Here is a 25,412-nt window from a genome sequence, read left to right as displayed (position 1 = left end):
AACGATGCCGTTACGGACCCTTGAGACCTGGCCCCACGGCGCAATCATGCTGGACGCAGAACACACGCGTTTTGCCTTGTGGGCGCCAGATGCGTTTTTCGTCAGTCTCGAACTGGAAGATGGACAATCCCTGCCACTGCTGCCTCAGGCCGATGGCTGGTTTGTGATCAAGACCCGCTGCCCCGCGGGTACCCGCTACCGCTACAACATCGATGGCGAGCTTAGGGTGCCGGACCCGGCCTCCCGCGCCCAAGCGGGCGATATCGACAGCCACAGCGTGGTGGTCGATCCCCTCGCCTATCGGTGGCAACACAGCGCCTGGCAAGGTCGACCGTGGAATGAGGCGGTGATCTACGAACTGCACGTCGGTGCACTCGGCGGCTTCAGCGAGGTTGAGCAACACCTGGCGCACCTGGTTGAGCTGGGTATTACCGCCATCGAACTGATGCCGCTGGCGCAGTTCCCCGGCGAACGTAATTGGGGCTATGACGGGGTTTTGCTTTATGCGCCTCAAGCCTCCTACGGCTCGCCCGAACAACTCAAACACCTGATCGACACGGCCCACGGCCATGGCCTGGCAGTGATTCTCGACGTGGTCTACAACCACTTCGGCCCCGACGGCAATTACCTTCATCGCTACGCCAAAGGCTTTTTCCGCGAAGACAAACACACCCCGTGGGGTGCGGCGATCGACTTCCGGCGGCGCGAGGTGCGCGACTTCTTTATCGACAACGCGCTGATGTGGTTGCTGGAGTACCGCTTCGACGGCCTGCGCCTGGACGCGGTGCATGCCATCGAAGACCCGGACTTTCTTCAGGAGCTGGTGCAACGGGTGCGGCGGCAAACCGATCCGGCGCGACACGTGTGGCTCATGGCGGAAAACGAACACAACCAGGCCAGCCTGCTGGAACAAGGTTTCGACGCGCAATGGAACGACGACGGCCATAACGCCCTGCACGTTCTGCTCACGGGTGAAACCGATGCCTATTACGCCGACTATGCCCGGCAGCCCACCGAACAGCTCGCCCGTTGCCTGAGCCAGGGCTTCGTGTTTCAGGGCCACATCACCCGCCACGGTACGGCACGCGGTGAGCCGAGCGGTCACTTGCCGCCCACGGCCTTCGTGCTGTTCCTGCAGAACCACGACCAGATCGGCAATCGCGCCTTTGGCGAGCGCCTGCATCAGTTGGCCCATCCTGATGCCCTTTACGCCGCCACCGCGTTGCTGCTGTTGTCGCCGATGATCCCGCTGATGTTCATGGGCGACGAATTCGCCGTCGAGCAACCGTTTCTATTCTTCACCAGCCACCATGGTGAATTGGCGGAGTTGGTGCGCGAAGGACGACGCAATGAGTTCGCAGCGTTCAGCGCCTTTGCCGATCCGCACAAACGCGAGCAGATTCCCGACCCGAACGCGACGCAGACCTTCGAAGCTTCACGGCCGAAACTGAGCGCCAGCCGCCAATCGCCGGTTTATGAGCTGTATCGCCAACTGTTGAAGATCCGCCATCAACACATCATCCCGCACCTGCCCGGCGCCCAGGCGCTGGGGGCGCAGGTACTGGCCGCGGGCGCGGTGACGGCGCGCTGGCGGTTGGGCGATGGCAGTCAGTTGCGCATTGACCTGAACCTCAGCGATGCACCCGTGGTCCACACCCCACAGGCCGACGCGACGTTGCTGTTCGAACACCCGCCACAATCGGCCGGTCTGTTGAATCAGGGCACACTTGCCCCGTATTGCGCGCTAGTCAGCCTCACGGCCGCAGCCCCTTTGCTACCCCCGGATGGAGAGCGCCCATGAGCAATGCGCAACTGGAAATACTGGCCAGCCGAGCAGGCCTGGCCGTCGACTGGATCGATGCCAATGGCCGTCCACAGAAAGTGACCCCGGCGGTGTTGCGCTCGGTGCTCAGCGGGCTTGGCCATCCCGCCAATACTGCCCAGGAGATCGACGCCAGCCTGCTGCAATTGCAGGAAGTGCAACAAACCCGGCACCTGCCACCGCTGTTGACCTGCGATGTGGGCGTCGGCCTGGACCTGGCCCATTACTTCGAACCGCAAACCCCATGTGAAATCCATCTCGAAGACGGCTCACGGATCAACTTGAAGCTCGATGACAACGCTGTGTTGCCCGGGCTGGTGCCGGTGGGTTATCAGCACGTCAGCATCGATGATCAATCCTTCACCCTGGCGGTGGCACCCCAGCGCTGCTACAGCGTCGGCGACGCGGTTGATAGTAAAAACCCGCGCGCCTGGGGCCTGAGCGTGCAGTTGTACTCGTTGCGCCGTCCCGGCGATGGCGGTTTCGGCGATACCCAGGCCCTCGAAGATCTGGCCCGGGTGGCCGGGGAACGAGGCGCCGAAGCGTTGGCGATCAGCCCGCTGCATGCGATGTTCAGCGGCGACACCCAGCGTTACAGCCCTTACTCGCCCTCCAGCCGTTTGTTCCTCAATAGCCTGTACGCGGCGCCCGGTGCGATTCTCGGTGAGCGTGCCCTGCGCGCCGCGATCGACGCCACCGGCCTTGCCGCTGAGCTCAAGCACCTTGAAGCACTGCCGCTGATCGACTGGCCCACCGCCGCCGAAGCCAAGCACCGCTTGCTTGAAGCCTTGTACGAAGGCTTCACCCACGGCGAACACCCCTTGCACCCGGATTTCAGCAGCTTCCGCCATGCCGGTGGCGAAGCGCTGGAAAATCATTGCCGCTTCGAAGCCATCCAGGAAGTCCGTGCGCGGGACGGTGAAAGCCTCGACTGGCGCGAGTGGCCCGAACAATGGCGTGACCCGCGCAGCACCGCCCTGGCGCATTTTGCCGAAGAAAACTCGACCCGCATCGGCTACTACGCGTTCTGCCAATGGCTGATTGCGCGCAGCCTGGAACGCGCCCAAGCCGCCGCCCGCGGTGCCGGCATGGGCATTGGCCTGATCGCGGATCTGGCCGTTGGCGCCGACGGCGGCGGCAGCCAGGCCTGGAGTCGTCAGGACGAATTGCTCACCTCGCTGACCGTGGGTGCGCCACCGGACATCCTCAATCGTTCCGGCCAGGGCTGGGGCATTTCCGCGTTCTCCCCCGAAGGTCTGGTGCGTAACGGCTTTCGCGCGTTCATCGAAATGCTGAGGGCCAACTTCGCCCATGCCGGCGGCCTGCGTATCGATCACGTCATGGGGCTGCAACGACTGTGGGTGATCCCCAACGACGCACACCCCAGCGACGGTGCCTACCTCTATTACCCGGTGGACGACCTGCTGCGCTTGCTGACCCTCGAATCCCATCGACATCAGGCCATCGTCCTCGGCGAAGACCTCGGCACCGTGCCCGAGGGTCTGCGCGAGAAACTCATCGCGCGCTCGATTCTCGGCATGCGCGTGCTGCTGTTCGAACAGGACAATACTCACTTCAAGCCGATTCTCGACTGGCCGGACAACGCCTTGGCAACCACCAGCACCCATGACCTGCCGACGCTCAATGGCTGGTGGCATGGCCGCGATATCGACTGGAGCGCGCGCTTGAATCTGGTCGACGCCCCGGGTGAAATCGAATGGCGCCAACACCGTGAGCGCGAGCGCGAAGGTTTGCGTCGGGTGCTGAGCGAGGATCCGCAGAATTTCCGCGAGGAGTCCCACGAAACCGATCAGGTGCTCGACGCCGCGATCCGCTTCCTCGGCCATACCCGCGCGCCGCTGGTATTGCTGCCAATGGAAGATGCCTTGGGTATCGAACAGCAGGCCAACCTGCCCGGCACCACCGACACCCATCCCAACTGGTCCCGCAGGCTGCCCGGCGACAGCGAAGCCCTGCTCGATGATCCGGACGCCGCCCGGCGCCTGGAACTGCTCGCCTGCGCGCGACTTCAGGCGGCCGAGCGTGACCAATGAATCAACCGTTCAACCAACCGCTGCGGGCGACTCTGCGGCTGCAATTTCATAAAGGTTTCACCCTGGATCAGGCGGTGCCGCTAGTGCCGTACTTCGCCAGCCTGGGCATCAGCCACGTCTATGCCTCGCCGCTGCTCGCCGCCCGCGCGGGGTCCATGCATGGCTACGACGTGGTGGACCCGACCACGGTCAACCCTGAGCTGGGTGGCGAAGCTGCGTTGCGCCGTTTAGTCGCTGCATTGCGCGAACAGCACATGGGGCTGATCCTCGACATTGTCTCCAATCACATGGCCGTCGGCGGTGGCGACAACCCTTGGTGGCTCGACTTGCTCGAATGGGGGCGACTGAGCCCTTACGGCGAGTTCTTCGACATTCAATGGCATTCGCCCGACCCGTTGATGGAGGGCCAATTGCTGCTGCCTTTTTTGGGCAGCGATTACGGCATCGCCTTGCAGGACGGCACCCTTCCCTTGCGTTTCGATGCCCGGCGCGGCGCTTTTTATGTCGAGCACTACGAACATCACTTCCCGATTTGCCCCACCAACTACGGCGAATTGCTCAAGGCCGATGATCAATTGAATGCCGGGCAGGTCGAGCAGCTCAAATCCCTGGCAGACCGCTTCAGTACCTTGAGTTACCAGACTGACGCGCACAGCTTGGCGATCCCACTGAAAACGGAACTGGCTGAACTGGCCAGCGATCCGGCCATTCTTCAGGCCATCCAGCACACGCTCGGCACCTACGACTCGCTCACCGCCGAGGGTTTCCAGCGCCTGCATAACCTGCTCGAACGCCAGAGTTATCGCCTGGCCAGCTGGCGCACTGCGGCGGACGACATCAACTGGCGGCGCTTTTTCGACATCAATGAACTGGGCGGCCTGCGCGTTGAACGCCCGGCGGTGTTCGAGGCGACTCATGCAAAAATCTTCGAGCTGGTGGCCGAAGGTCTTGTCGACGGGCTGCGCATCGATCACATCGATGGCCTCGCCGACCCGCGTGGTTACTGCCGCAAACTGCGGCGCCGAGTCGATCGCCTGGCGCCGGATCGGCACCTGCCGATCTACGTCGAAAAGATCCTCGGCGAAGGCGAAACCCTGCGCCGCGACTGGTCCGTCGATGGCAGCACCGGTTACGAATTCATGAATCAGTTGTCGTTGCTGCAACACGACCCCGAAGGCGCCCAGACCTTGGGCGAACTCTGGAGCCGGCACAGCGAACGGCCCGCCGATTTTCGTCAGGAAGCGCAACTGGCGCGCCAGCAGATTCTCAACGGCTCCCTCGCCGGGGATTTCGAAAGTGTCGCCCACGCCCTGTTGCAAGTGGCCCGGGACAATCTGATGACCCGGGACCTGACCCTCGGCGCAATCCGTCGGGCCTTGCAGGAACTGATCGTGCACTTCCCGGTGTATCGCGCTTACATCAGCCCGCTGGGCCGAAACTGCGCCCAGGACGAGGTGTTTTTCCAGCAGGCCATGGACGGTGCAAGGCAAACCCTCGGCGAGGCCGACTGGCCGGTGCTCGATTGCCTGTCCGGCTGGCTCGGCGGTCAACCCTGGCGCAAACACCCGGTGGGCCGCCCACGCAAACTGCTCAAGCATGCCTGCGTGCGCTTCCAGCAACTGACCTCACCGGCGGCGGCCAAGGCAGTGGAAGACACCGCGCTTTATCGCTCGGCGGTGCTGCTGTCGCGCAACGACGTCGGCTACAACACCGAGCAATTCAGCGCTCCGGTGGCTGACTTCCATGCTGCCTGCATCAATCGCCTCGCCGAGTTCCCCGACAACCTGCTGGCCACCGCGACCCACGACCACAAACGCGGCGAAGACACCCGCGCGCGGCTGGCGGTGTTGAGCGAGCGCAGCGCCTGGTATGCCGACCAGGTCGAACACTGGCGAACCCTGGCCGACAAATTGCGCATTGAACCCGGCGCGCCTTCGGCGGGTGACGAGCTGATTCTTTATCAAGCGATCCTCGGCAGTTGGCCGCTGGAGCTGCACAGCAACGATCAAGTGGCGCTCGAGGACTACGCCAAACGCCTCTGGCAGTGGCAACAGAAAGCCCTGCGCGAAGCCAAGTTGCAAAGCAGCTGGAGTGCGCCAAACGAGGGGTATGAACAGGCGACCCATGGGTTTCTCGAACGCTTGCTGCTCAGCCCCGAAGGCCAGCCACTGCGCACGGCCATCGGTGCGGCGGCGCAGAGCATCGCCGCCCCGGGAGCATTGAATGGCTTGGCGCAAACCTTGCTGCGAATGACTGTGCCGGGGGTACCGGACCTCTATCAGGGCAACGAGTTCTGGGACTTCACGCTGGTCGATCCGGACAACCGTCGGCCGGTGGATTACGCCAGTCGTCAGCAGGCCATGCACCTACGGTTGGACCTGCCCGATCTGTTGGCGAACTGGCGTGACGGGGGCATCAAGCAAACCCTGATCGCCCGGACGTTACATCAACGTGCCGAGCATGCCGGACTGTTTCAAAAAGGGACGTATCAAGCCCTGGAAGTCCTCGGTAGCCAGGCTCACCGGGTACTGGCGTTTGCTCGTGAATGGCAGGGAAAACGGGCTATCGTGATAGTACCGATACGCTGTGCCGAACTGCTGGAAAACAGTGCCGAACCACAGATTGATGCGCCGCTCTGGGGTGATACACGGGTCAAGTTGCCGTTCGCCGTCCCTGAAGAAAATCTGAAGGGACTTTTTGCAAGCGTCATAGTCACAAAACACAGGGAACTGTTGGTCAGCACCGCGCTGGGGAATTTCCCGGTCAATCTCTTTATCCAAACTACCCAAGCTTGAGTTCAGTTCAGGAGCATTGCGATGAGTACCGACGATAAACGCATCCGCGAATTTGCCTATCAAATCTGGGAATCCGAAGGAAAACCCACGGGCCAGGAAAAACGCCATTGGGAGATGGCCTGCAAACTGGCCGACGCTGAAGCCCAAGCCAAAGCGCTGGCGCCCGGCAAGTCATCGAAAGCTGCCAGTAAAAGCATCGGTGCCAAGTCCGCGGTGGGCAAGCCCGACGGCAAGCTCAATGCCAAAGGCGTCGAACCCAAAACCAAGGCCAAAGCCAAACCCTCTGCTTCGACAGTGACCCCGCTTGGCGAAAAAAACGTCGAGAAAAAGCCACGCGCTGCGCGCAAGCCGCCAACGACCTGACGCGTTTATCGCCTTGCCTCGCTTGACTTGTGGCGTGTCTCTCGCCACCGAGGGCGCGCTCGCCCTCGAAAAAAACCAGAGCCACGGTTCATCGCAGTCGAGTACCGTCACCCCATGCAGGAGCAACTATGAGCAGTCCAAAGAAAACCGCGCCCGAACCTCGTGCCGAGGCTTCGCGAATCCGTGAAGGCTTGCCCTTCCCGCTAGGCGCGACCTGGGATGGCCTGGGGGTCAATTTCGCGCTGTTTTCGGCTAACGCGACCAAGGTCGAACTGTGCATCTTCGACGATTCCGGCGAGGTGGAACTGGAGCGTATCGAGTTACCGGAATACACCGACGAGATCTACCACGGCTACTTGCCTGACGCCCACCCGGGGTTGATCTACGGCTATCGCGTGTACGGTCCTTACGACCCGGCCAATGGTCATCGTTTCAACCCCAACAAGCTGCTGATCGATCCCTACGCCAAGCAATTGGTCGGTCGATTGAAATGGTCCGAAGCGTTGTTCGGCTACACCATCGGCCACCCTGACGCCGACCTCAGTTTCGATGAGCGGGACAGCGCGCCCTTCGTGCCCAAATGCAAAGTGATCGACCCGGCTCACACCTGGGGTCATGACCATCGCGTCAGCGTGCCGTGGGACAAAACGATCATTTATGAAACACACGTACGCGGTTTCAGCATGCGTCACCCCTCCGTCCCCGAGAACCTGCGTGGCACCTTCGCCGGGTTGATGGTCGATGACGTGCTCGAACACATCCGCAAGCTCGGCGTGTCGACCGTGGAATTGCTGCCGATTCATGCCTTCGTCAATGACCAGCATCTGCTGCACAAAGGCATGACCAACTACTGGGGTTACAACAGCATCGCATTCTTTGCCCCGGACCCGCGCTACCTGGCCAGCGGCAAGATCGCCGAGTTCAAGGAGATGGTCGCACACCTGCACGAGGCCAATCTGGAAGTGATCCTCGACGTGGTCTACAACCATACCGCCGAGGGCAACGAACAAGGCCCGACCCTGTCGATGCGCGGCATCGACAACGCCTCTTACTACCGCTTGATGCCTGACGACAAGCGCTACTACATCAACGATTCGGGGACCGGCAACACCCTGGACCTGAGTCACCCGTGCGTACTGCAAATGGTCACCGACTCCCTGCGTTACTGGGCCACGGAAATGCATGTGGACGGTTTCCGTTTCGACCTGGCGACCATCCTCGGCCGTTACCACGACGGTTTCGACGAGCGTCACAGCTTTCTCGTGGCCTGCCGCCAGGACCCGGTGCTGCGCCAGGTGAAGATGATTGCAGAAGCCTGGGATTGCGGCCCCGGGGGCTATCAAGTCGGGAACTTTCCGCCGGGTTGGGTTGAGTGGAATGACAAATTCCGCGACACCGTGCGCGCGTTCTGGAAAGGCGACGACGGCCAACTGGCGGACTTCGCCAGTCGCATGACCGCCTCCGGCGAGATGTTCAATCAGCGTGGCCGGCGGCCGTATGCCTCGGTGAACTTCGTCACCGCCCACGACGGTTTCACCCTCAACGACCTGGTGTCGTACAACGACAAACACAACGAAGCCAACGACGAGAACAATCAGGACGGCACCAACAACAACCTGTCCTGGAACCACGGTGTTGAAGGCCCCACCGACGATCCCGAGATCAATGAGCTGCGCCAGCGGCAAATGCGCAACTTCTTCGCCACGTTGCTGCTGTCCCAAGGCACCCCAATGCTGGTGGCTGGCGACGAATTCGCCCGCACCCAGGAAGGCAACAACAATGCTTACTGTCAGGACAGTGAGATCGGTTGGGTCAATTGGGACCTGAGCGAAGACGGCAAGGCCCTGCTCAAGTTCGTCAAACGCCTGATCAAATTGCGCCTGGCCTATCCGATTCTGCGTCGCGGGCGCTTCCTGGTGGGCAACTACAACGAAGACATCGGCGTCAAGGACGTGACCTGGCTGGCCCCGGACGGCAGCGAAATGTCCATCGAACAATGGGAAGAAGGCCACGGTCGTTGCCTGGGCATGCTGCTCGATGGTCGCGCCCAGGAAACCGGCATTCGCCGCAAGGGCGGCGACGCGACCCTGCTGCTGGTGGTTAACGCCCACCATGACATCGTCAACTTCCTGCTCCCGGAAGTGCCTGACGGCGGTTTCTGGACCTGCATGATCGACACCAATCAACCCTCGATTCGTGGCCAGGAACGCTTCGAGTTCGGTCACGAATATTCAGTCACCGGCCGCTCGCTGCTGCTGTTCGAATTGCAGCGCGAAGAAGAAGAGTAATCCCCCCTGTGGGAGCGAGGCTTGCCCGCGAAGGCGGTGTATCAAGCAACAATGATGTCGACTGACACACCGTGTTCGCGAGCAAGCTTCGCTCCTACAGGCAATACCCGCGCCCGAATGGATGGCCGGTACAGTTTCTCCGAGTATTTGCGACATCTGACACAGCCCGGATTAAAAAAACCGTATCCGACCAAAGACTGAGGCGACGAATAGCGATCCATGAGCAATACTCTGCCCGCGGCAATCCAGGGTTCGGAGCGCTGCAATTGCTATTTACCCCGCCTTCACGGGTCTGCCAGGCTTGCGCCCTCGCAAGCATTGCGCACGACTGAGGGCCAGACAGAACAAGGACGTAGCGCCTATGAAAACGGTTTCCATCAGCGAAAGTGGTCTGCCCGTGCAGATCTGGAACAACGCCCAGCAACTGGACAACATCCCTGTCATCAATACCGAAACCCTGGTCCCGGCCGGCGCTCGCGCAGTGGTGATCGCGCCGCATCCTGGCGATGAAGTGGTGACCTGCGGCGGCCTCCTGCAACAGCTGTGCGCCCTTGGCCATCCTCTGCAATTGATCTCGATCACCGACGGTAGCTACAGTCATTTTGGTTCGCGACAGTGGTCACAGAAACGCCTGAGCGTATTCCGCCCCCAGGAAAGCGTCGAAGCCTTGCGCCGGCTCGGAGTGCCGATGCACAGCCTGAAGTGGATTCGCGCCGGCTTCACCGACAGCGGGCTGGCCGAACGGGAGTCTGAACTGACCCAATTCATCGTCCGCTACCTGCGCCCCGGCGATGTGGTGTTCACCACTTGGCGCGAAGACGGCAACCTCGACCACAACGCCGTCGGCCGCGCCAGCGCCAGGGCCGCAGCGCTGGTCGGTGCGACGCTCAACGAAATACCGGTTTGGGCCTGGCACTGGCCGACACGTGACCATGGGCTGATCCCCTGGCATCGCGCGCGCAAGGTACGCCTCGACACCTGGACCGTCGCGCGTAAAAGCCATGCCACCTACGCCTACGCCAGCCAACTCGACGGTGAGCCGATGATCGGCGCCTCCCCGTCAGTGCCCCAGGTGCTTCTGGAGCGCATGCGTTTGCCGTATGAAATTGTGTTTGTCTGAAACCCGACTCTCAATCAAGTCACCATTCAATGTGGGAGCGGGCTTGCTCGCGAAAGCGGTTTGCCAGCCGCCGAAGATGTATCGGATGTACCGGCCCCTTCGCGAGCAAGCCCGCTCCCACATTGGATTGGCGTCGCTCAAACTGAACTGCTTGCCCATGCACCAGTCGCATGCATACATCAGCCTGATTCAGAGGAGTGAACGTGACCAGCGATGCCGAACGACAGGCCGTCGAATCTATGCCACCGAACACGCCTGCGGCGGTTCATCGACTCAGAGTGCTGACGGTCAACACCCATAAAGGCTTCACTGCCCTCAACCGGCGTTTTATCCTCCCGGAGTTGCGTGAAGCGGTACGCAGCACGTCGGCAGACCTGGTGTTTCTGCAGGAAGTGGTCGGTGAGCACGACCGGCATTCTTTCCGTTACAACGATTGGCCACAGACCTCGCAATACGAGTTCCTGGCCGACAGCATGTGGAGCGATTTCGCTTACGGTCGCAACGCGGTCTACCCCGACGGCCACCACGGCAATGCCCTGCTGTCGAAATACCCGATCCGCGAATTTCGCAACCTCGACGTCTCGATCACCGGCCCCGAGCGGCGCGGGTTGTTGCATTGCGTACTGGATGTGCCGGGGCATGCCGAAGTGCATGCCATTTGCGTGCACCTGAGCCTGTTGGAAAGCCATCGACAACTGCAGCTGCAGTTGCTCTGCCTGTTGCTCGAATCGTTGCCCGATGACGCCCCGGTGATTATTGCCGGCGACTTCAACGACTGGCAGTTGCAAGGCAATGCCGCCCTCGCCCGGCGCGACTACCTGCATGAAGCCTTCGAACGCCATCATGGCCGACCGGCGAAAACTTACCCGGCACGTTTTCCCCTCCTGCGCCTGGACCGGATCTACCTGCGTAATGCCAGCAGTCATGAACCGCGAATACTTGGCCACAAACCCTGGACGCATCTGTCGGACCATTTGCCGCTGGCGGTGGAAGTGCGCCTGTAACACCGTCAAATGACAGTCGCCAAGGATGCCACCCCTGACAGAAAAAATGACAGCAATGGCGCGCCGACGCCGTTTGTTTATCCTGCCCTGGATCAGCCGCCGAACAACCGATAGCCCCCTACCAAACGCGTCTGGCCCGCGCCTTTCTGGATGATTTTTCGCACAAACAACAACTTATATACGCGCCAAAAATCAGTCACTTACAACACCTAAAATAGCCATACCGCTTATCGGCCACTTTCTTGACGCAGCGTCAGCAGTCTTCTTAGCTAGTGCTTACTACCCCCGGAAATCCATCAGGGGCAAGCCACCAGACTCCTGTAAAAAAAGGGGGGTCTGACCCTGCCCCAATCCATTCGGTCGCCCCTCATTCGGGGTAGGAGAGACGCCAAAGCGAGATACGCATGCCATTGCAAGGTAGACCTCCATGAAAACTTCATTCACCCCACAAGAGATCAAAATCACTTTTTGCACCGTCACGAGTTCACTCCTGCTGTGCTCATCCATGGAGGTGCACGCCTCGTCTGCCGAGGATGAACCAACGCTTTGGTATAACCAGGCACTGCCGACCCTTACCTTGCCCACCGGCTCCGCCACGTATCCCGGTCGTTCACGCTTCAATCCAGACTTGCAAAGCTCACGCCTTACGGTCGAAGACGCCGCGCCTTCGGCCTGGGACCACGTCTATGGAAAGACCTCACGGCAGGCCCAAACCGACTATCTGGCCCAGGGCTCCTCCATCCCCGGCGCCAGCGAATTCAAAGGCCCGGCGCTGCTGACCGTCCAAAGCAACAGCGGCCATACCCAGCGGGTCGGACTGATCGGCGGCACCACCCAATTCCAGGGCAATGACAACGGTCTGCTGACCAGTCGCGCCCTCGCCGACCCCGGCCATGACACGCTCAACCTTCAAGGCCAGAGTCTCGGCGCCTACTGGAGCCTGACCGGCCCACAAGGCTGGCACGTAGACTTGAGCGCCAGCGGCGGCCGGGTCAACGGCTACAGCCGCAATGACCAGGGCGCGCGACAAGCCGCCGAAGGCAGCGCGGTGACGCTGTCGGTGGAAGGTGGTTTCCCGATTGGCCTGGGTAATAACTGGGTGATCGAACCCCAGGCGCAGTTGATCAATCAACGCATTACGCTGGATACGCCCTATGCCGGCTCCGGCAACGGCTCCTCCAGCGACATGTCGTCCTGGAGCGGTCGGGTCGGTGCACGTTTGAAAGGCAGTTACGATATCAACGGCCTGCCCGTCGAACCCTATGTGCGGACCAACGTGTGGCACACGGTATATACCGGTAATACCGTGAGCCTGGATCAGGTCGACAAAATCAGCAGCAGCCGCAAATCCTCGACGGTGGATGTGGGTTTGGGGCTGGTCGCCAGAGTGACGCCTTTGGTCAGCCTGTACGTCAGCGCCGATTACAGCAGCGATGTGGATGACAATGATCTGAACGGGTTGATTGGCAGTTTGGGGGTGCGGATGCGGTGGTGAGTGGAAGTTTCAAGATGTGTGTTGTCTGGTGTGACGCCTTCGCGGGCAAGCCTCGCTCCTACGGTATCAGGTGATCTGTAGGAGCGAGGCTTGCCCGCGAAGGCGGTTTTGGATCAACCCTCCGGACGCAGGATCAACACCCCCAACGGCGGCAAATTCAACTCCAGTGAGAGAGCCTGGCCATGGCTCGGTTCTTCGTCGGTGAACACCCCGCCGCCATTGCCGTAATTGGACCCGGCATAGGTGTCGGCATCGCTGTTGATCAACTCGACCCAGCGCCCGGCAAACGGAACGCCGACACGGTAGGACTGACGCGGCACCGGGGTAAAGTTGGCCACCACCAATACCGGCCTGCCCTCCTTGCTCCAGCGCAGCCAGGCGTAAACGCTGTTGACCGCATCGTCGCCGATCAACCACTGGAAGCCTTGCGGGGCATCGTCCTGATCGTGCAGCGCCGGTTCTTCGCGATACAACCGATTCAGGTCACCGACCAGTTTGCGCACCCCCTGGTGTTCCGGGTACTGCAGTAAATACCAGTCCAGTTGCTGATCGTGATTCCACTCACGCCATTGGCCGAATTCGCAGCCCATGAACAACAATTTCTTGCCCGGATGCGTCCACATGAAACTCAGATAAGCCCGCAAATTGGCAAACTTCTGCCAGCGATCCCCCGGCATCTTGTCAATCAGCGAATGCTTGCCATGCACCACTTCATCGTGAGAAATCGGCAGGATGAAGCGTTCGGACCAGGCATACACCAGGCCGAAACTCAGCTCATTGTGATGATGGGCGCGGTACACCGGATCCTGCTGAATGTAATGCAGCGAGTCATGCATCCAGCCCATGTTCCACTTGTAGGCAAAACCCAGCCCACCCTGTTGCGTGCTCTGGCTGACACCCGGCCACGCCGTGGACTCTTCGGCAATCACCAGCGCCCCCGGTGCTTCCAGGGCCACCACATCGTTGAGATGGCGGACGAAATCAATGGCCTCCAGATTCTCCCGACCGCCGTGACGGTTGGGCACCCACTCGCCGGCCTTGCGCGAGTAATCGCGATACAGCATCGATGCCACCGCATCCACGCGCAGGCCATCGACGTGGAAATGCTTGAGCCAGTGCAGCGCCGAGGCCAGCATGTAGCCATGCACCTCGGTGCGGCCCAGGTTGTAGATCAGCGTGTCCCAGTCCTGGTGAAAACCTTCCTGCGGGTTGCCGTACTCATACAGCGCGGTGCCATCGAACTGCGCCAGGCCGTGGGTATCGGTGGGGAAATGCGCCGGCACCCAATCGAGGATCACGCCAATCTCGGCCTGGTGACAGGCATTGACGAACGCGGCGAAGTCATCCGGCGTGCCGTAACGGGCGCTCGGGGCGAATTGCGACAGCAGTTGATAACCCCAGGAACCACCGAACGGATGCTCCATGATCGGCATCAGTTCGATGTGGGTGAAACCCAGCTCCTTTACATAAGGAATCAGCCGCTCGGCCAACTCGGGCCAGGTGTACTGACGGGCGACCTCGCCCAGGTCATCCAGCTCGCATTGCCAGGAACCGGCGTGCAACTCGTAGATCGACAACGGTGCGCTGGTTCGCTGACGCTCGCCCCGCGACTGCATCCAGTCGTGGTCCTGCCAGTCGATTTTCAGCGGCGAGGCGACTTTTGATGCGGTGTCCGGTGGCAAAGCGGTGGCCAGGGCCATCGGGTCGGCCTTGAGCGGCAGAATGCCGTGGGCGCCGAGAATTTCGTATTTGTAGGCTTCCCCCGCTTGCAGGCGCGGAATGAACAACTCCCAGACACCGGAAGGATGGCGCAGACGCATCGGATGACGACGACCGTCCCAGACGTTGAAATCGCCAACCACCGAAACCCTTCTGGCATTCGGCGCCCACACGGCGAAGCGCACACCCTCCACGCCATCGACCGTCTTCAGCTGCGCGCCGAGGCAACTGCTCAAGTCCCGGTGATTGCCCTCGGCGAACAGGTACAAATCCATCTCGCCGAGTAACGGGCCAAAGCTGTAAGGGTCCTCGGCGAGTTGCTCGCCACCGGCCCAACGGGTTCGCAACAGATAGGGTCGGGCCCGCTCGAAGTGCCCGACGAACAGCCCCGGGGTTTGGGTGGTCTCAAGGCTGCCGAGCTCTTCCCTGGATTCCTTGTCCACCACCTGCACGCTCAAGGCGTCCGGTAGATAGGCGCGAATGAATTGCCCGCCAGCGCCATCGCCGTGCGGGCCGAGAATTGCGAAGGGATCCCGATGCTCAGCGCGTACCAACGCATCGATATCCCGTGCCCTGGGCAGCAGCGCCTGTTCCACGTGCCCCTGTTCCTTGTTCGAGATACTCATGACTACTCTCCACCAAGATCGGAAAAGGGTTTGAGCCCACTCAATAACCCGTACAGACCGTGCAACGGCACGGGCAGCCAGGTGGGGCGATTTTCAGCCTCATAGGCCACTTCATAAGCCGCCTTCTCCAGACCGAACAACGCCAGCGCGGCGTCCTCGCCTTCAGGATCTTGCCATGCATGAGCAAGACTAGCTGCCGCCAGCCGATAAGCGTCGACAAATGCTTGCCGCGCCTCTTTCAGATAACGATCGGCGACCCGTTGACGCGCCGCTTGGGCGTCGGCAGTGTTATCGACGTTGTGCACGTTGATCGTCATCGCCGCCGCATAATCGAAGGAGCGCAACACGCCGCTGACATCTTTATAGGGACTGTGTTTGCCTCGGCGCTCATGCAGCGGTCGCGCCGGTTCGCCCTCGAAATCGATCAGGTAGGCATCGCCCTTGATCACCAGCACCTGCCCCAGGTGCAAGTCGCCATGGACGCGAATGCGCAGGCCACCAGCAGCCTTTTTACCCAGTTCCTGGACATGGCTGAGGATGGCTTTTTTGTTGTCCAGCAAGCGACTGACCAATGCCTGGTCCGCCGCGCTCAGTTCAGTTTGATGCTGCTTGAGCAGCTTCAGGGCATGTTCCAGTTGCGCCGTCACGTCCTTGGCCGAGGCCAGGGCATCTTTCTGGGTAGTGATTTGTGGCGCGAAGTCCGGGTTGGTGCTCGGGGCCGCCAACACCTGATGCATTTCCCCCAGGCGCTGGCCGAGCATGCCGGCAAAATCCTTCAACTCGCCGAGGGCGTTGTAGTGCTGCTCCTGTTCGGACATTGCATCAGCGAGTTCGTCGCGAAGTGCCCGTTCGAGGTTGTTCTGGGTCCACTCCCACGCGTCGCCCTGATTGCTCAAGTAGCCTTGGGCGATCATCAACAACGTGTCCTCGCCCGCCGCATCGCGACGAATCACCGCGCCCAGCAGCGGCGAAATATTCTGGAAACCGGCATGGGTCAGGTACGCACTCATTTCCAGCTCCGGGTGCACGCCTGACGCGACCTTGCGGATCAATTTCAGCACCAGGCTGCTGCCGATCACCACCGAACTGTTGGACTGCTCGGCGGACAGGTACCGCACCTCCGACTCGGCCGTCAGGCCAAGCCTGGTCAGTTCGTCGGTCGGCTCGAAACGGATCTCGCCACCGTCTGACGGCAACACCATGCCGGCCTGCATGCTCTGCAACACGGCATGAACAAAGCTGTCGAGGCTGAAGGCATCGGTGATCAAACCGACCTGACGCCCGCGCCGGACCCGGGCCAGTGCCAATTGCTGCGGCAACGCCGCGCCGACCTGTTCCTCGGAGATAAAACCGAATGGCAACTGGTAACGGCTGGTCTGACCGCCGCTGGTGACGTCGATCTCACCCAGCAGCACGGGATGCTGCGGGTCGCCGAAACGCACGCCGTAAGCGAGGTTGACGTTGTCGATGATGCCGTCCTTGCCGGCGTACCAGCGGCGGTTCTGCAACCAGCTCGGCAGAATGCCCTGCTCCAGGGTGTGGCGGGATGGCGCTTCGAGCAGCTCTTCCATGCGTTTCTTCAGCACCAGGGTGGTGAAGTCCGGCAGGCTTTGCGCCGGCTCCACGTGCCAGCTCGGCATTTGGTTTTCCGCCGCCAGCCCGAACCAATAGAAGCCATAAGGCGCCAGCGTCAGCAGGAAATTCAACTGGCCGATGGGCGGGAACGCATTGCCGCCGAGCATCTCCACCGGAACCATGCCGACATAAGCCGACAGATCCAGCTCCGCCGCCTGCGCGCTGCGGGACACGTTGGCCACACACAGAATAATCTCGTGCTTGCCGTCAGGGCCGGTGAATTCGCGGGTATACGCCAGGATCCGTCGATTGCTCGGTGAGAGCATCTTCAGCGTCCCACGACCGAAGGCCTTGGACTGCTTGCGCACCGCGAGCAGGCGTCGGTTCCAGTTCAATAACGAATGAGGGTCACCGGCCTGGGTTTCGACGTTGACCGACAGGTAGCCATAGAGCGGATCCATGATCGGCGGCAGCACCAGGCTGGCCGGGTCGGCGCGGGAGAAACCGCCATTACGGTCGATCGACCATTGCATCGGCGTGCGCACACCGTCGCGGTCGCCGAGGTAGATGTTATCGCCCATGCCGATTTCATCGCCGTAATACAGGGTCGGCGTGCCAGGCATCGACAGCAGCAAACTGTTGAGCAATTCCACGCGGCGACGATCACGTTCCATCAACGGCGCCAGACGCCGGCGAATCCCCAGATTGATCCGCGCCCGACGGTCGGCGGCGTAGTAATTCCACAGGTAATCGCGCTCCCGGTCGGTGACCATTTCCAGGGTCAGCTCATCGTGGTTGCGCAGGAAAATCGCCCACTGGCAATTGGCGGGAATTTCCGGGGTCTGGCGCAGAATGTCGGTGATCGGGAAACGATCTTCCTGGGCCAGCGCCATGTACATGCGCGGCATCAACGGGAAGTGAAAGGCCATGTGGCATTCGTCGCCGTTCTGGCCGTCGGCAGAGGTGTTGCCAAAGTACAGCTGAGTGTCTTCCGGCCACTGATTGGCCTCGGCCAGCAGCATGCGATCGGGGTAATTGGCGTCGATTTCGGCGCGGATCTGCTTGAGGACATCGTGGGTCTCGGGCAGGTTTTCGTTGTTGGTGCCGTCGCGCTCGATCAGGTACGGGATCGCGTCCAGCCGCAGGCCGTCGATGCCCATGTCGAGCCAGTAACGCATCACCGACAGCACCGCTTTCATCACTTGCGGGTTGTCGAAGTTCAGGTCTGGCTGGTGGGAATAGAAACGGTGCCAGAAGTACTGACCGGCCACCGGGTCCCAGGTCCAGTTGGACTTTTCGGTGTCGAGAAAGATGATGCGGGTGCCATCGTATTTCTGATCGTTATCGGACCAGACATAGAAGTCGCGGGCCGCCGAACCGGGCTTGGCCTTGCGCGCGCGCTGGAACCACGCGTGCTGGTCCGAGGTGTGGTTGATGACCAGTTCGGTAATCACCCGCAGGCCGCGTTTATGGGCCTCGGCAATGAAGCGCTTGGCATCGGCCATGGTGCCGTAGTCAGGATGCACACCACGGTATTCAGCGATGTCATAGCCATCGTCACGTCGTGGCGAGGGGTAGAACGGCAACAGCCAGATGGTGTTGACGCCCAGATCGGCAATGTAATCGAGTTTGGCGATAAGGCCGGGAAAGTCGCCGATCCCGTCGTTGTTGGAGTCGAAAAAAGACTTAACGTGAACCTGGTAGATCACCGCATCCTTGTACCAGAGCGGGTCCTTGATAAAGGTGGCTGACCTGGGTTTCTTCGCCATTTGTAACTCCTGAAAAATTCTGGGAAAACAGTATCTGCCTGAAGAAATGCGGTCAGTGTGGGAGCGGGCTTGCTCGCGAAGGGGCCATAACAGTCAGCGTTGATGTCGCCTGACACACCGCTTTCGCGAGCAAGTCGAATCGTCGCACCGCCGCTCCCACATTTGATCTTCGCCAGGCTCAGGAACGAGTAATCCTCCAAATCCCGAACGGCAGATGCCACGGTTCGATCCGCATGAACTGGTACTTGCCGTGCCAGGTCCAGCGGTGGCCGTTCATCAAGTCTTCGCCCTGAGTGACGGCATCATCGGGCAGGCCCATTTCCCACAGCGGCAATTCGAAGTTTGCCTCCTGGGCGTGATGCGGATCGAGGCTGACCGCCACCAGAATGAAATTGCTGCCGTCGACGCTGCGTTTGCCGAAGTACAAAATATTGTCGTTCCAGGCGTTGTAGACCTTCAGGCCCAAGTGCGTGTGCAACGCCGGGTTCTGCCGGCGGATGCGGTTGAGCTGGGCGATTTCGGCAATGATGTTGCCCGGCGCATTGAAGTCTCGTGGGCGGATTTCGTACTTCTCGGAATTGAGGTATTCCTCCCGGCCCGGTACCGGTGCCGCTTCACATAGCTCAAACCCCGAATACATGCCCCACAGCCCGGAACCCATGGTCGCCAGCGCGGCACGGATGAGAAAACCGGCGCGCCCGGATTCATGCAGGAACGCCGGGTTGATGTCCGGCGTGTTGACGAAAAAATTCGGCCGGTAGCATTCACGCCACGGCGACTCATTGAGTTCGGTGAGATAGGTCGCCAGCTCGGTCTTGGTGTTGCGCCAGGTGAAATAGGTATAGCTCTGGGAGTAACCGACCTTGCCCAAACGCGCCATCATCGCCGGGGTGGTAAAGGCTTCGGCCAGGAAGATCACCTCGGGGTACAGCGCCCGCACATCGGCGATCATCCACTGCCAGAATGGCAACGGTTTGGTGTGAGGATTATCGACGCGAAACAGCTTCACGCCCTCCTCGACCCAACCCACCACAATGTCACGCAGCTCGATCCACAGGCCGGGAATCGCGTCCACGGCATAGAAATCGACGTTGACGATGTCCTGGTATTTCTTCGGCGGGTTCTCGGCGTATTTGATCGTGCCGTCCGGCCGCCAGTTGAACCAGCCCGGATGCTGTTTGAGCCACGGGTGGTCCTGGGAACACTGAATCGCAAAGTCGAGGGCGACTTCCAGCCCGTGCTCGGCGGCGGCCGCGACGAGCCGGCGAAAATCTTCGCGAGTACCCAGTTCCGAGTGAATCGCCTCATGCCCACCCTCTTCGCTGCCAATAGCGTAGGGGCTACCCGGGTCGTCCGGGCCGGCGATCAACGAATTGTTCGGGCCTTTGCGGTAGCTGCGGCCGATCGGGTGGATCGGCGTGAAATACAGCACGTCGAAGCCCATGTCCTGGATCATCGCCAGCCGCGAATGCACGTCGTTGAAAGTGCCATGACGGGCCGGATCATCGGTGATCGAGCGCGGAAACAATTCATACCAGCTGGCGAACTGTGCCAGCTCTCGCTCCACGTCCACCGGGTATTCAGGGCTCAGGCTCAGGAAGGGACGATGGTCAGCCTGGGCCATCAAGTCCGCGCTGCGTTGGTGCAGAAACAAGGCGACCTGCTCGGTTTCGAGCAGACCGGACAGCTTATGGTGTAACGCCGCCAGTTGTTCACTGAGCGGGCCTTCAGAGCGTTCGGCGGCCTGCTGGACGTGGGTGCGCCCTTCCTGCAACTCCAGGCTGACCGAGACGCCGGCGTCGTGCTTTTTTTTCAGCTCATAACAAAAGCTGGCGAACTGATCGATCCAGGCTTCGAGGCAGAACACATAACGCCCCTGCTTGCTGACACGAAACTGGCCCTGCCAGCCGTTATTGCCCAGCTCGGCCATCACCTCGCTCTGCCAGTCTTCGTCGCCCTCGGCACGCCAGCGGATGCGCACGGCCAGTTTGTCGTGACCGTCGGCAAACACTTTGCTGGTCACCACCACGTCCTGATCAATCACGGCTTTAACGGCGAATTGCCCGCCATCGAGGGTCGGCATGGTGTTTTCGATCACGATCCGCGGTAGCAGTAACGCTTGCGACAGCGGTATATGCGGGTTGTAGCTCAACTCTGTGGGTTTCTCAGCGGTCATCGAGCATCTCTCCTTAACGCCCCAAGGACGCTCTTGTGCCTGGTCGTCGTTCACACGAAGCGATCTGCCCCGGCATGAACTCACTTAAGTTCCGAACAGCAGGCGTCGGTAAAAGTTCAGAGGGATTTGCCAAGTCTTTCGGGGAATCAAATTCCCTGTGTACGGGTCAACCAACTTAAGCACGACTCACGCCATCTGCCACTGGAGACTGTATCGATGAGTATTCCAATCCCGGCCGAGACACCCGATCCGAACATTGATGAGCCGACGGTACCGCCGATACAGCCAACACCGCCGACCGAACCCGCCCCCGTCCCTGAACAGGAACCGCCAGGCACTCACCCGCCACCGCGCGAAGAGCCGCCGACTGTGCAGCCACCGGAAATCGTCACCCCTGAGTGATCAGTCGCGCGGGGGGCGTTCCTTTTCCAGCTGGCGCACCACGACCGGCATCACACCGAGAATCACCAACGCCAGCAACGTACTGAGCACCGCCGTCGCCTCGCGGCCCATTCCGGCCGAAACACCAATGGCCGCCGTCATCCACAAACCGGCGGCGGTGGTCAGGCCTTTGACATGGCCCTCATCGCCATCAGTGTTTTTCAGGATAGTCCCGGCGCCCAGAAACCCGATGCCGGCGATTACGCCCTGCACCACCCGACTCATGGCGTCGGCCTGGGATCCTGACATCTGAGGCACCAGCACAAACAATGCCGCGCCGAGCGCCACCAGCATGTGGGTGCGGACCCCGGCAGCCTTGCCCTTCTGTTCACGTTCGAAACCGAGAATGCCGCCCAGCAAGGCCGCCATCAGCAATCGCACGGTAATGCGCGTCAGTTGTGAAGCTTCGCCAATGTCGGCGAACTCCGCTTGCAGCGTCACCCAAACCTCGTGCCACCAGGCGTCCATGACGCAGTCCTTGTGATGATTTAATGACTCGATAGAGGATGGACCGCACCCACCATTAATCGGTTGCACAGAACGATGACCGGCCGATGCGCCCTAACGATCTAGAACCTGCAAAAAAAGGGCACCCCCATGACCGTGCGCATCGAAAACCAGACCTGCTTCTTCATCACCCAAAACGGCGAAGAAATCCGTCTTTGCCCCGACGTGACCATCATCACCGACGGGGAAAAATCCATGTCGGCGGTCGACCTCGACGGCCAGCGCATCTACATCACCGAAGCAGAAGCCGATGCATTGACCGTAGCAGGCGCAACGGACTGTCGCCGTCATTTGAAGGCCACGGACAGTGATTCGGTGATTTGACTGACCCGCATCAACACACACCACAAACAACTGGCATAGGCGTTTGTGGCCAACCATTGCGGGTGCATCAAGTTGTCGCAGGCGGGTGCGGACAACCCATCTGATCCGCTTTTTATTGCTTTAGCTGAGTCTGTTATGCAAACAGATCGCTGGTCATAGTGCTCAGGCCTGATGGAGGCTGATGAGCGAAAGACCATGAGCGATAGAATCCCCGTCCGAACCGTTGAAAATGCCTCATTTTTAAAAAGCAATGAGCCTTTGCATCCAAAGATAAAGGCCAAATCCAGCGACAACCTGATCCATACCCGCAGCTTCACGGGTGTATTCCGCACCCTGCGCATGAGTGGCGCGGGGGTTCTGTTTCTGCTGTTCTTCGGTACGGTGTGGCTGAACTGGGGCGGTCGTCAGGCAGTGCTCTGGGACCTTTCCGAAAGCAAATTCCACATCTTCGGCGCGACCTTCTGGCCACAGGATTTCATTCTGCTTTCGGCGCTGCTGATCATTGCTGCGTTCGGCCTGTTTGCGATCACCGTGTTCGCCGGCAGGGTCTGGTGCGGTTACACCTGCCCGCAGAGTTCCTGGACCTGGATCTTCATGTGGTGCGAGAAAATCACCGAAGGCGAGCGCAACCAACGGATCAAGCTGCAAGCCGCCCCCTGGGGCCTGAACAAACTGATCCGCCGCTCGGCCAAACACACCCTGTGGCTGGCGATCAGCCTGCTCACCGGCCTGACCTTTGTCGGCTACTTCACGCCGATCCGTCCGCTGGCCGAAGAACTGCTGACCTTGCAAATCGGCGGTGTCAGCCTGTTTTGGGTGCTGTTCTTTACCGGGGCTACTTACATCAATGCCGGTTGGTTGCGCGAAGCAGTGTGCATGCACATGTGCCCGTATGCGCGGTTCCAGAGCGTGATGTTCGACAAGGACACCCTGACCATTTCCTATGACGTGGCCCGCGGCGAAAACCGTGGCCCGCGCAAACGTGACGTCAAACCCACCGAGGTCGGACTGGGTGATTGCATCGACTGCCAATTGTGCGTGCAGGTCTGCCCGACCGGCATCGACATTCGCGACGGTTTGCAGATGGAATGCATCGGTTGCGCCGCGTGCATCGACGCCTGCGATTCGATCATGGACAAAATGGGCTACGCCCGTGGGCTGATCAGCTACACCTCGGAGCATGAACTGCAGGGCGGCAAAACCCACCTTCTGAGGCCGCGACTGATCGGTTATACCGCCGTGCTACTGGTAATGATCGGCGCCCTCGCCCTGGCGCTGGTGGAACGGCCGATGGTGTCGCTGGACGTGAGCAAGGACCGTGGCCTGTTCCGCGAGAACAGTGAAGGCCAGATCGAAAACATCTACAGCTTGAAGGTCATCAACAAGACCCAGCAACGTCAGGATTATCGATTGACGCTGGTCGATGGCGATGGCTTCCAGCTGCAAGGCAAGACCGAACTGAGCCTGGCACCGGGCGAGATTGTGGATGTGCCGGTGTCGGTGGCGATGACCACGGAACGGCCGAGCAGCAGTTCGCAGACGATCAGTTTCAAGATTGTCGACAGTGATGAGCCGGACATCTACAGCGTGGCCAAGAGCCGGTTTGTTGCGCCGATGAACCGTTGAGCCTTTAAGATGGCGAGCGCTTCGCGCTCATTCGCGGGCAAGCCTCGCTCCTACAGTGCGGTGGTGTGTGTAGGAGCGAGGCTTGCCCGCGAAGCAGCCACCCCGATTCTCCAGAATGACTCTCCAACCCGGGCACTCGATGAAACGCTACGAAAAATTCGCCGACGATATCGCTGAACTGATCCGCTCCGGCATCCTCGGTCCCGGCCAGCGGGTGCCGTCGGTGCGCTACGCCAGCCAGACTTACGGGGTCAGCCCGTCCACGGTGTTCCAGGCCTATTACCTGCTTGAGCGCCGTGGCCTGATCCGCGCCCGGCCGCGTTCCGGCTACTTCGTCAATACCCATGCACCGAGCCCGTTTTCGGAGCCGGTGATCAGCAGCCAGGTCAACGAGTCCACCGAAGTCGACGTCAGCGAACTGGTGTTCTCGGTGCTGGACTCGATCAAGGATCCGAACACCGTGCCCTTCGGCTCGGCCTTCCCCAGCCCCACGCTGTTCCCGCTGCCGCGGTTGTCCCGCTCACTGGCCAGCGCCGCCCGGGAGATGGACCCGCGCATGGTGGTCACCGACATGTCGCCGGGTAACCCGCAACTGCGTCGGCAAATCGCCCTGCGCTACATGGTCGGCGGGCTGATGCTGCCCATGGAAGAACTGCTGATCACCAACGGCGCCCTCGAAGCCCTGAACCTGTGCCTGCAAGCAGTCACCGAACCCGGCGATCTGGTGGCCATCGAAGCCCCGGCGTTCTACGCCAGCCTGCAAGTGCTGGAACGACTGAAGCTCAAAGCGGTGGAAATTCCCGTGCACCCGCGCGATGGCATTGACCTTGGTGTGCTCGCCCAGACGCTGGAACGACATCCGATCAAAGCCTGTTGGTGCATGACCAGTTTCCAGAACCCCATGGGCGCGACCATGCCCGAGGCGAAGAAGCAGGAGCTGGTGGAGTTGTTGCGCAGTCACCAGGTTCCGCTGATCGAGGACGACGTCTACGCCGAGCTCTACTATGGGCAACAGGCGCCAAAACCGGCCAAGGCTTTCGATACTGAGGGTCTGGTGATGCACTGCGGTTCGTTCGCCAAGAGCCTGGCCCCCGGTTATCGAATCGGCTGGGTCGCGGCCGGGCAATATGCGCAAAGGATCGAGCGCCTGAAACTGATGACCTCACTCTGCGCCTCGATGCCCGCCCAAGCCGCCATCGCCGATTACCTGCAACACGGCGGCTACGACCGGCATCTGCGCAAACTGCGCTACGCCCTGGAAGAACAGCAAAGCGCCATGCTCGCCGCCATCGCCCGCTACTTCCCGGCCCAGACGCGCGTCAGTCAGCCGGCGGGAGGGTACTTTTTGTGGCTGGAACTGCCGGCGCAGATGGATTCGTTGAAGTTGTTTCAGATGGCGCTGGCGCAAGGGATCAGCATCGCCCCGGGGCCGATCTTTTCACCGACCCAGCGGTTCAGGAATTGTATTCGGTTGAATTACGGGAGCCCGTGGACTGAGGATTCAGAGAAGGCGATGGAGACGTTGGGGCGGATTGTGCGGTCGTTCTGAGGGTTTGATGTTGTCTGGGCTATCGCCTTCGCGAGCAAGCCCGCTCCCACAGGGGTTCGGTGGTGTTCACAAATTTGGTGTGTAGACACCGTCCCCCTGTGGGAGCGGGCTTGCTCGGGTAGAAACCGGAGACATCCTTTACGTTTTAAACCGGAGACA

General features: G+C 60.7%; 16 protein-coding genes. 12 read left to right on the top strand and 4 right to left on the bottom strand.

Going from position 1 to position 25,412, the window contains the following annotated elements; translation table 11 throughout:
• Positions 1–4: 4 nt before the first annotated feature.
• The 8 genes from treZ (at position 5) to KW837_RS04965 (ending at position 12,941) form a co-directional block, all read left to right on the top strand.
• On the top strand, positions 5–1,801 hold the full coding sequence (gene treZ, locus KW837_RS05000; RefSeq protein WP_218394735.1) for a malto-oligosyltrehalose trehalohydrolase: 1,797 nt from the start codon (positions 5–7) through the stop codon (positions 1,799–1,801).
• A complete protein-coding gene (gene malQ / locus KW837_RS04995) occupies positions 1,798–3,876 on the top strand; it encodes a 4-alpha-glucanotransferase (protein WP_218394734.1) in 2,079 nt (692 codons plus the stop codon). The genes treZ and malQ overlap by 4 nt, the downstream gene beginning before the upstream one ends.
• Positions 3,873–6,671: a malto-oligosyltrehalose synthase gene (locus KW837_RS04990; protein ID WP_218394733.1), complete on the top strand. Its 2,799-nt coding sequence runs from the start codon at positions 3,873–3,875 to the stop codon at positions 6,669–6,671. The genes malQ and KW837_RS04990 overlap by 4 nt, the downstream gene beginning before the upstream one ends.
• Before the next feature lie 21 nt (positions 6,672–6,692).
• Complete coding sequence (locus KW837_RS04985) at positions 6,693–7,034, top strand: DUF2934 domain-containing protein (RefSeq protein ID WP_192342899.1); 342 nt, start codon at positions 6,693–6,695, stop codon at positions 7,032–7,034.
• 128 nt (positions 7,035–7,162) lie between these two features.
• Positions 7,163–9,322 carry a glycogen debranching protein GlgX gene (gene glgX / locus KW837_RS04980; protein ID WP_218394732.1) on the top strand — a complete coding sequence of 720 codons (2,160 nt, stop codon included), beginning with the start codon at positions 7,163–7,165 and terminating at the stop codon, positions 9,320–9,322.
• A gap of 361 nt (positions 9,323–9,683) precedes the next feature.
• Entirely contained in the window at positions 9,684–10,442 is a 759-nt protein-coding gene (locus tag KW837_RS04975) for a PIG-L deacetylase family protein (RefSeq protein WP_218394731.1), read from the top strand.
• 203 nt (positions 10,443–10,645) lie between these two features.
• Positions 10,646–11,446 (top strand): endonuclease/exonuclease/phosphatase family protein, encoded by an 801-nt coding sequence (locus tag KW837_RS04970; RefSeq protein ID WP_218394730.1) that lies wholly within the window; start codon positions 10,646–10,648, stop codon positions 11,444–11,446.
• 427 nt (positions 11,447–11,873) lie between these two features.
• The gene (locus tag KW837_RS04965; protein WP_218394729.1) at positions 11,874–12,941 is read left to right on the top strand and encodes an autotransporter outer membrane beta-barrel domain-containing protein; all 1,068 of its coding nucleotides are present in this window, start codon (positions 11,874–11,876) and stop codon (positions 12,939–12,941) included.
• 113 nt (positions 12,942–13,054) lie between these two features.
• On the opposite strand, the gene glgB is transcribed toward KW837_RS04965, so the two are convergent.
• The 3 genes from glgB to KW837_RS04950 all read right to left on the bottom strand — a co-directional run bounded on the left by glgB (position 13,055) and on the right by KW837_RS04950 (position 20,806).
• Positions 13,055–15,286 carry a 1,4-alpha-glucan branching protein GlgB gene (gene glgB / locus KW837_RS04960; protein ID WP_218394728.1) on the bottom strand — a complete coding sequence of 744 codons (2,232 nt, stop codon included), beginning with the start codon at positions 15,284–15,286 and terminating at the stop codon, positions 13,055–13,057.
• A gap of 2 nt (positions 15,287–15,288) precedes the next feature.
• Positions 15,289–18,630, bottom strand: coding sequence for a maltose alpha-D-glucosyltransferase (treS, locus tag KW837_RS04955; RefSeq protein WP_218394727.1), 3,342 nt, complete (start codon positions 18,628–18,630; stop codon positions 15,289–15,291).
• Between the two features lie 178 nt (positions 18,631–18,808).
• Positions 18,809–20,806: an alpha-1,4-glucan--maltose-1-phosphate maltosyltransferase gene (locus tag KW837_RS04950; RefSeq protein WP_218394726.1), complete on the bottom strand. Its 1,998-nt coding sequence runs from the start codon at positions 20,804–20,806 to the stop codon at positions 18,809–18,811.
• Positions 20,807–21,022: 216 nt separating this feature from the next.
• Here KW837_RS04950 and KW837_RS04945 point away from each other — a divergent pair, with 216 nt between their 5' ends.
• On the top strand, positions 21,023–21,208 hold the full coding sequence (locus tag KW837_RS04945) for a hypothetical protein (protein ID WP_123496862.1): 186 nt from the start codon (positions 21,023–21,025) through the stop codon (positions 21,206–21,208).
• Here the strand turns inward: KW837_RS04945 and KW837_RS04940 are convergent, their stop codons facing one another.
• The gene (locus KW837_RS04940) at positions 21,209–21,715 is read right to left on the bottom strand and encodes an MgtC/SapB family protein (protein ID WP_218394725.1); all 507 of its coding nucleotides are present in this window, start codon (positions 21,713–21,715) and stop codon (positions 21,209–21,211) included.
• Positions 21,716–21,844: 129 nt separating this feature from the next.
• On the opposite strand from KW837_RS04940, the gene KW837_RS04935 reads away from it, so the two are divergent.
• The 3 genes from KW837_RS04935 (at position 21,845) to mapR (ending at position 25,253) form a co-directional block, all read left to right on the top strand.
• Positions 21,845–22,078 (top strand): DUF3203 family protein, encoded by a 234-nt coding sequence (locus tag KW837_RS04935; RefSeq protein ID WP_218394724.1) that lies wholly within the window; start codon positions 21,845–21,847, stop codon positions 22,076–22,078.
• 195 nt (positions 22,079–22,273) lie between these two features.
• Entirely contained in the window at positions 22,274–23,704 is a 1,431-nt protein-coding gene (ccoG, locus tag KW837_RS04930; protein ID WP_218394723.1) for a cytochrome c oxidase accessory protein CcoG, read from the top strand.
• Between the two features lie 139 nt (positions 23,705–23,843).
• On the top strand, positions 23,844–25,253 hold the full coding sequence (gene mapR / locus KW837_RS04925) for a GntR family transcriptional regulator MpaR (protein WP_218395154.1): 1,410 nt from the start codon (positions 23,844–23,846) through the stop codon (positions 25,251–25,253).
• Positions 25,254–25,412: the final 159 nt, after the last annotated feature.

The sequence above is a fragment of the Pseudomonas sp. PDM24 genome, assembly GCF_019218905.1.
Taxonomy (GTDB): Bacteria; Pseudomonadota; Gammaproteobacteria; order Pseudomonadales; family Pseudomonadaceae; genus Aquipseudomonas.
This window is presented reverse-complemented; position numbering and strand designations above follow the sequence as displayed.

Coding starts and splice junctions, on each gene's coding strand:
- treZ (WP_218394735.1), top strand. CDS start 5: ATGCCGTTACGGACCCTTGAGACCTGGCCCCACGGCGCAATCATGCTG.
- malQ (WP_218394734.1), top strand. CDS start 1,798: ATGAGCAATGCGCAACTGGAAATACTGGCCAGCCGAGCAGGCCTGGCC.
- KW837_RS04990 (WP_218394733.1), top strand. CDS start 3,873: ATGAATCAACCGTTCAACCAACCGCTGCGGGCGACTCTGCGGCTGCAA.
- KW837_RS04985 (WP_192342899.1), top strand. CDS start 6,693: ATGAGTACCGACGATAAACGCATCCGCGAATTTGCCTATCAAATCTGG.
- glgX (WP_218394732.1), top strand. CDS start 7,163: ATGAGCAGTCCAAAGAAAACCGCGCCCGAACCTCGTGCCGAGGCTTCG.
- KW837_RS04975 (WP_218394731.1), top strand. CDS start 9,684: ATGAAAACGGTTTCCATCAGCGAAAGTGGTCTGCCCGTGCAGATCTGG.
- KW837_RS04965 (WP_218394729.1), top strand. CDS start 11,874: ATGAAAACTTCATTCACCCCACAAGAGATCAAAATCACTTTTTGCACC.
- glgB (WP_218394728.1), bottom strand. CDS start 15,286: ATGAGTATCTCGAACAAGGAACAGGGGCACGTGGAACAGGCGCTGCTG.
- treS (WP_218394727.1), bottom strand. CDS start 18,630: ATGGCGAAGAAACCCAGGTCAGCCACCTTTATCAAGGACCCGCTCTGG.
- KW837_RS04950 (WP_218394726.1), bottom strand. CDS start 20,806: ATGACCGCTGAGAAACCCACAGAGTTGAGCTACAACCCGCATATACCG.
- KW837_RS04945 (WP_123496862.1), top strand. CDS start 21,023: ATGAGTATTCCAATCCCGGCCGAGACACCCGATCCGAACATTGATGAG.
- KW837_RS04940 (WP_218394725.1), bottom strand. CDS start 21,715: ATGGACGCCTGGTGGCACGAGGTTTGGGTGACGCTGCAAGCGGAGTTC.
- KW837_RS04935 (WP_218394724.1), top strand. CDS start 21,845: ATGACCGTGCGCATCGAAAACCAGACCTGCTTCTTCATCACCCAAAAC.
- ccoG (WP_218394723.1), top strand. CDS start 22,274: ATGAGCGATAGAATCCCCGTCCGAACCGTTGAAAATGCCTCATTTTTA.
- mapR (WP_218395154.1), top strand. CDS start 23,844: ATGAAACGCTACGAAAAATTCGCCGACGATATCGCTGAACTGATCCGC.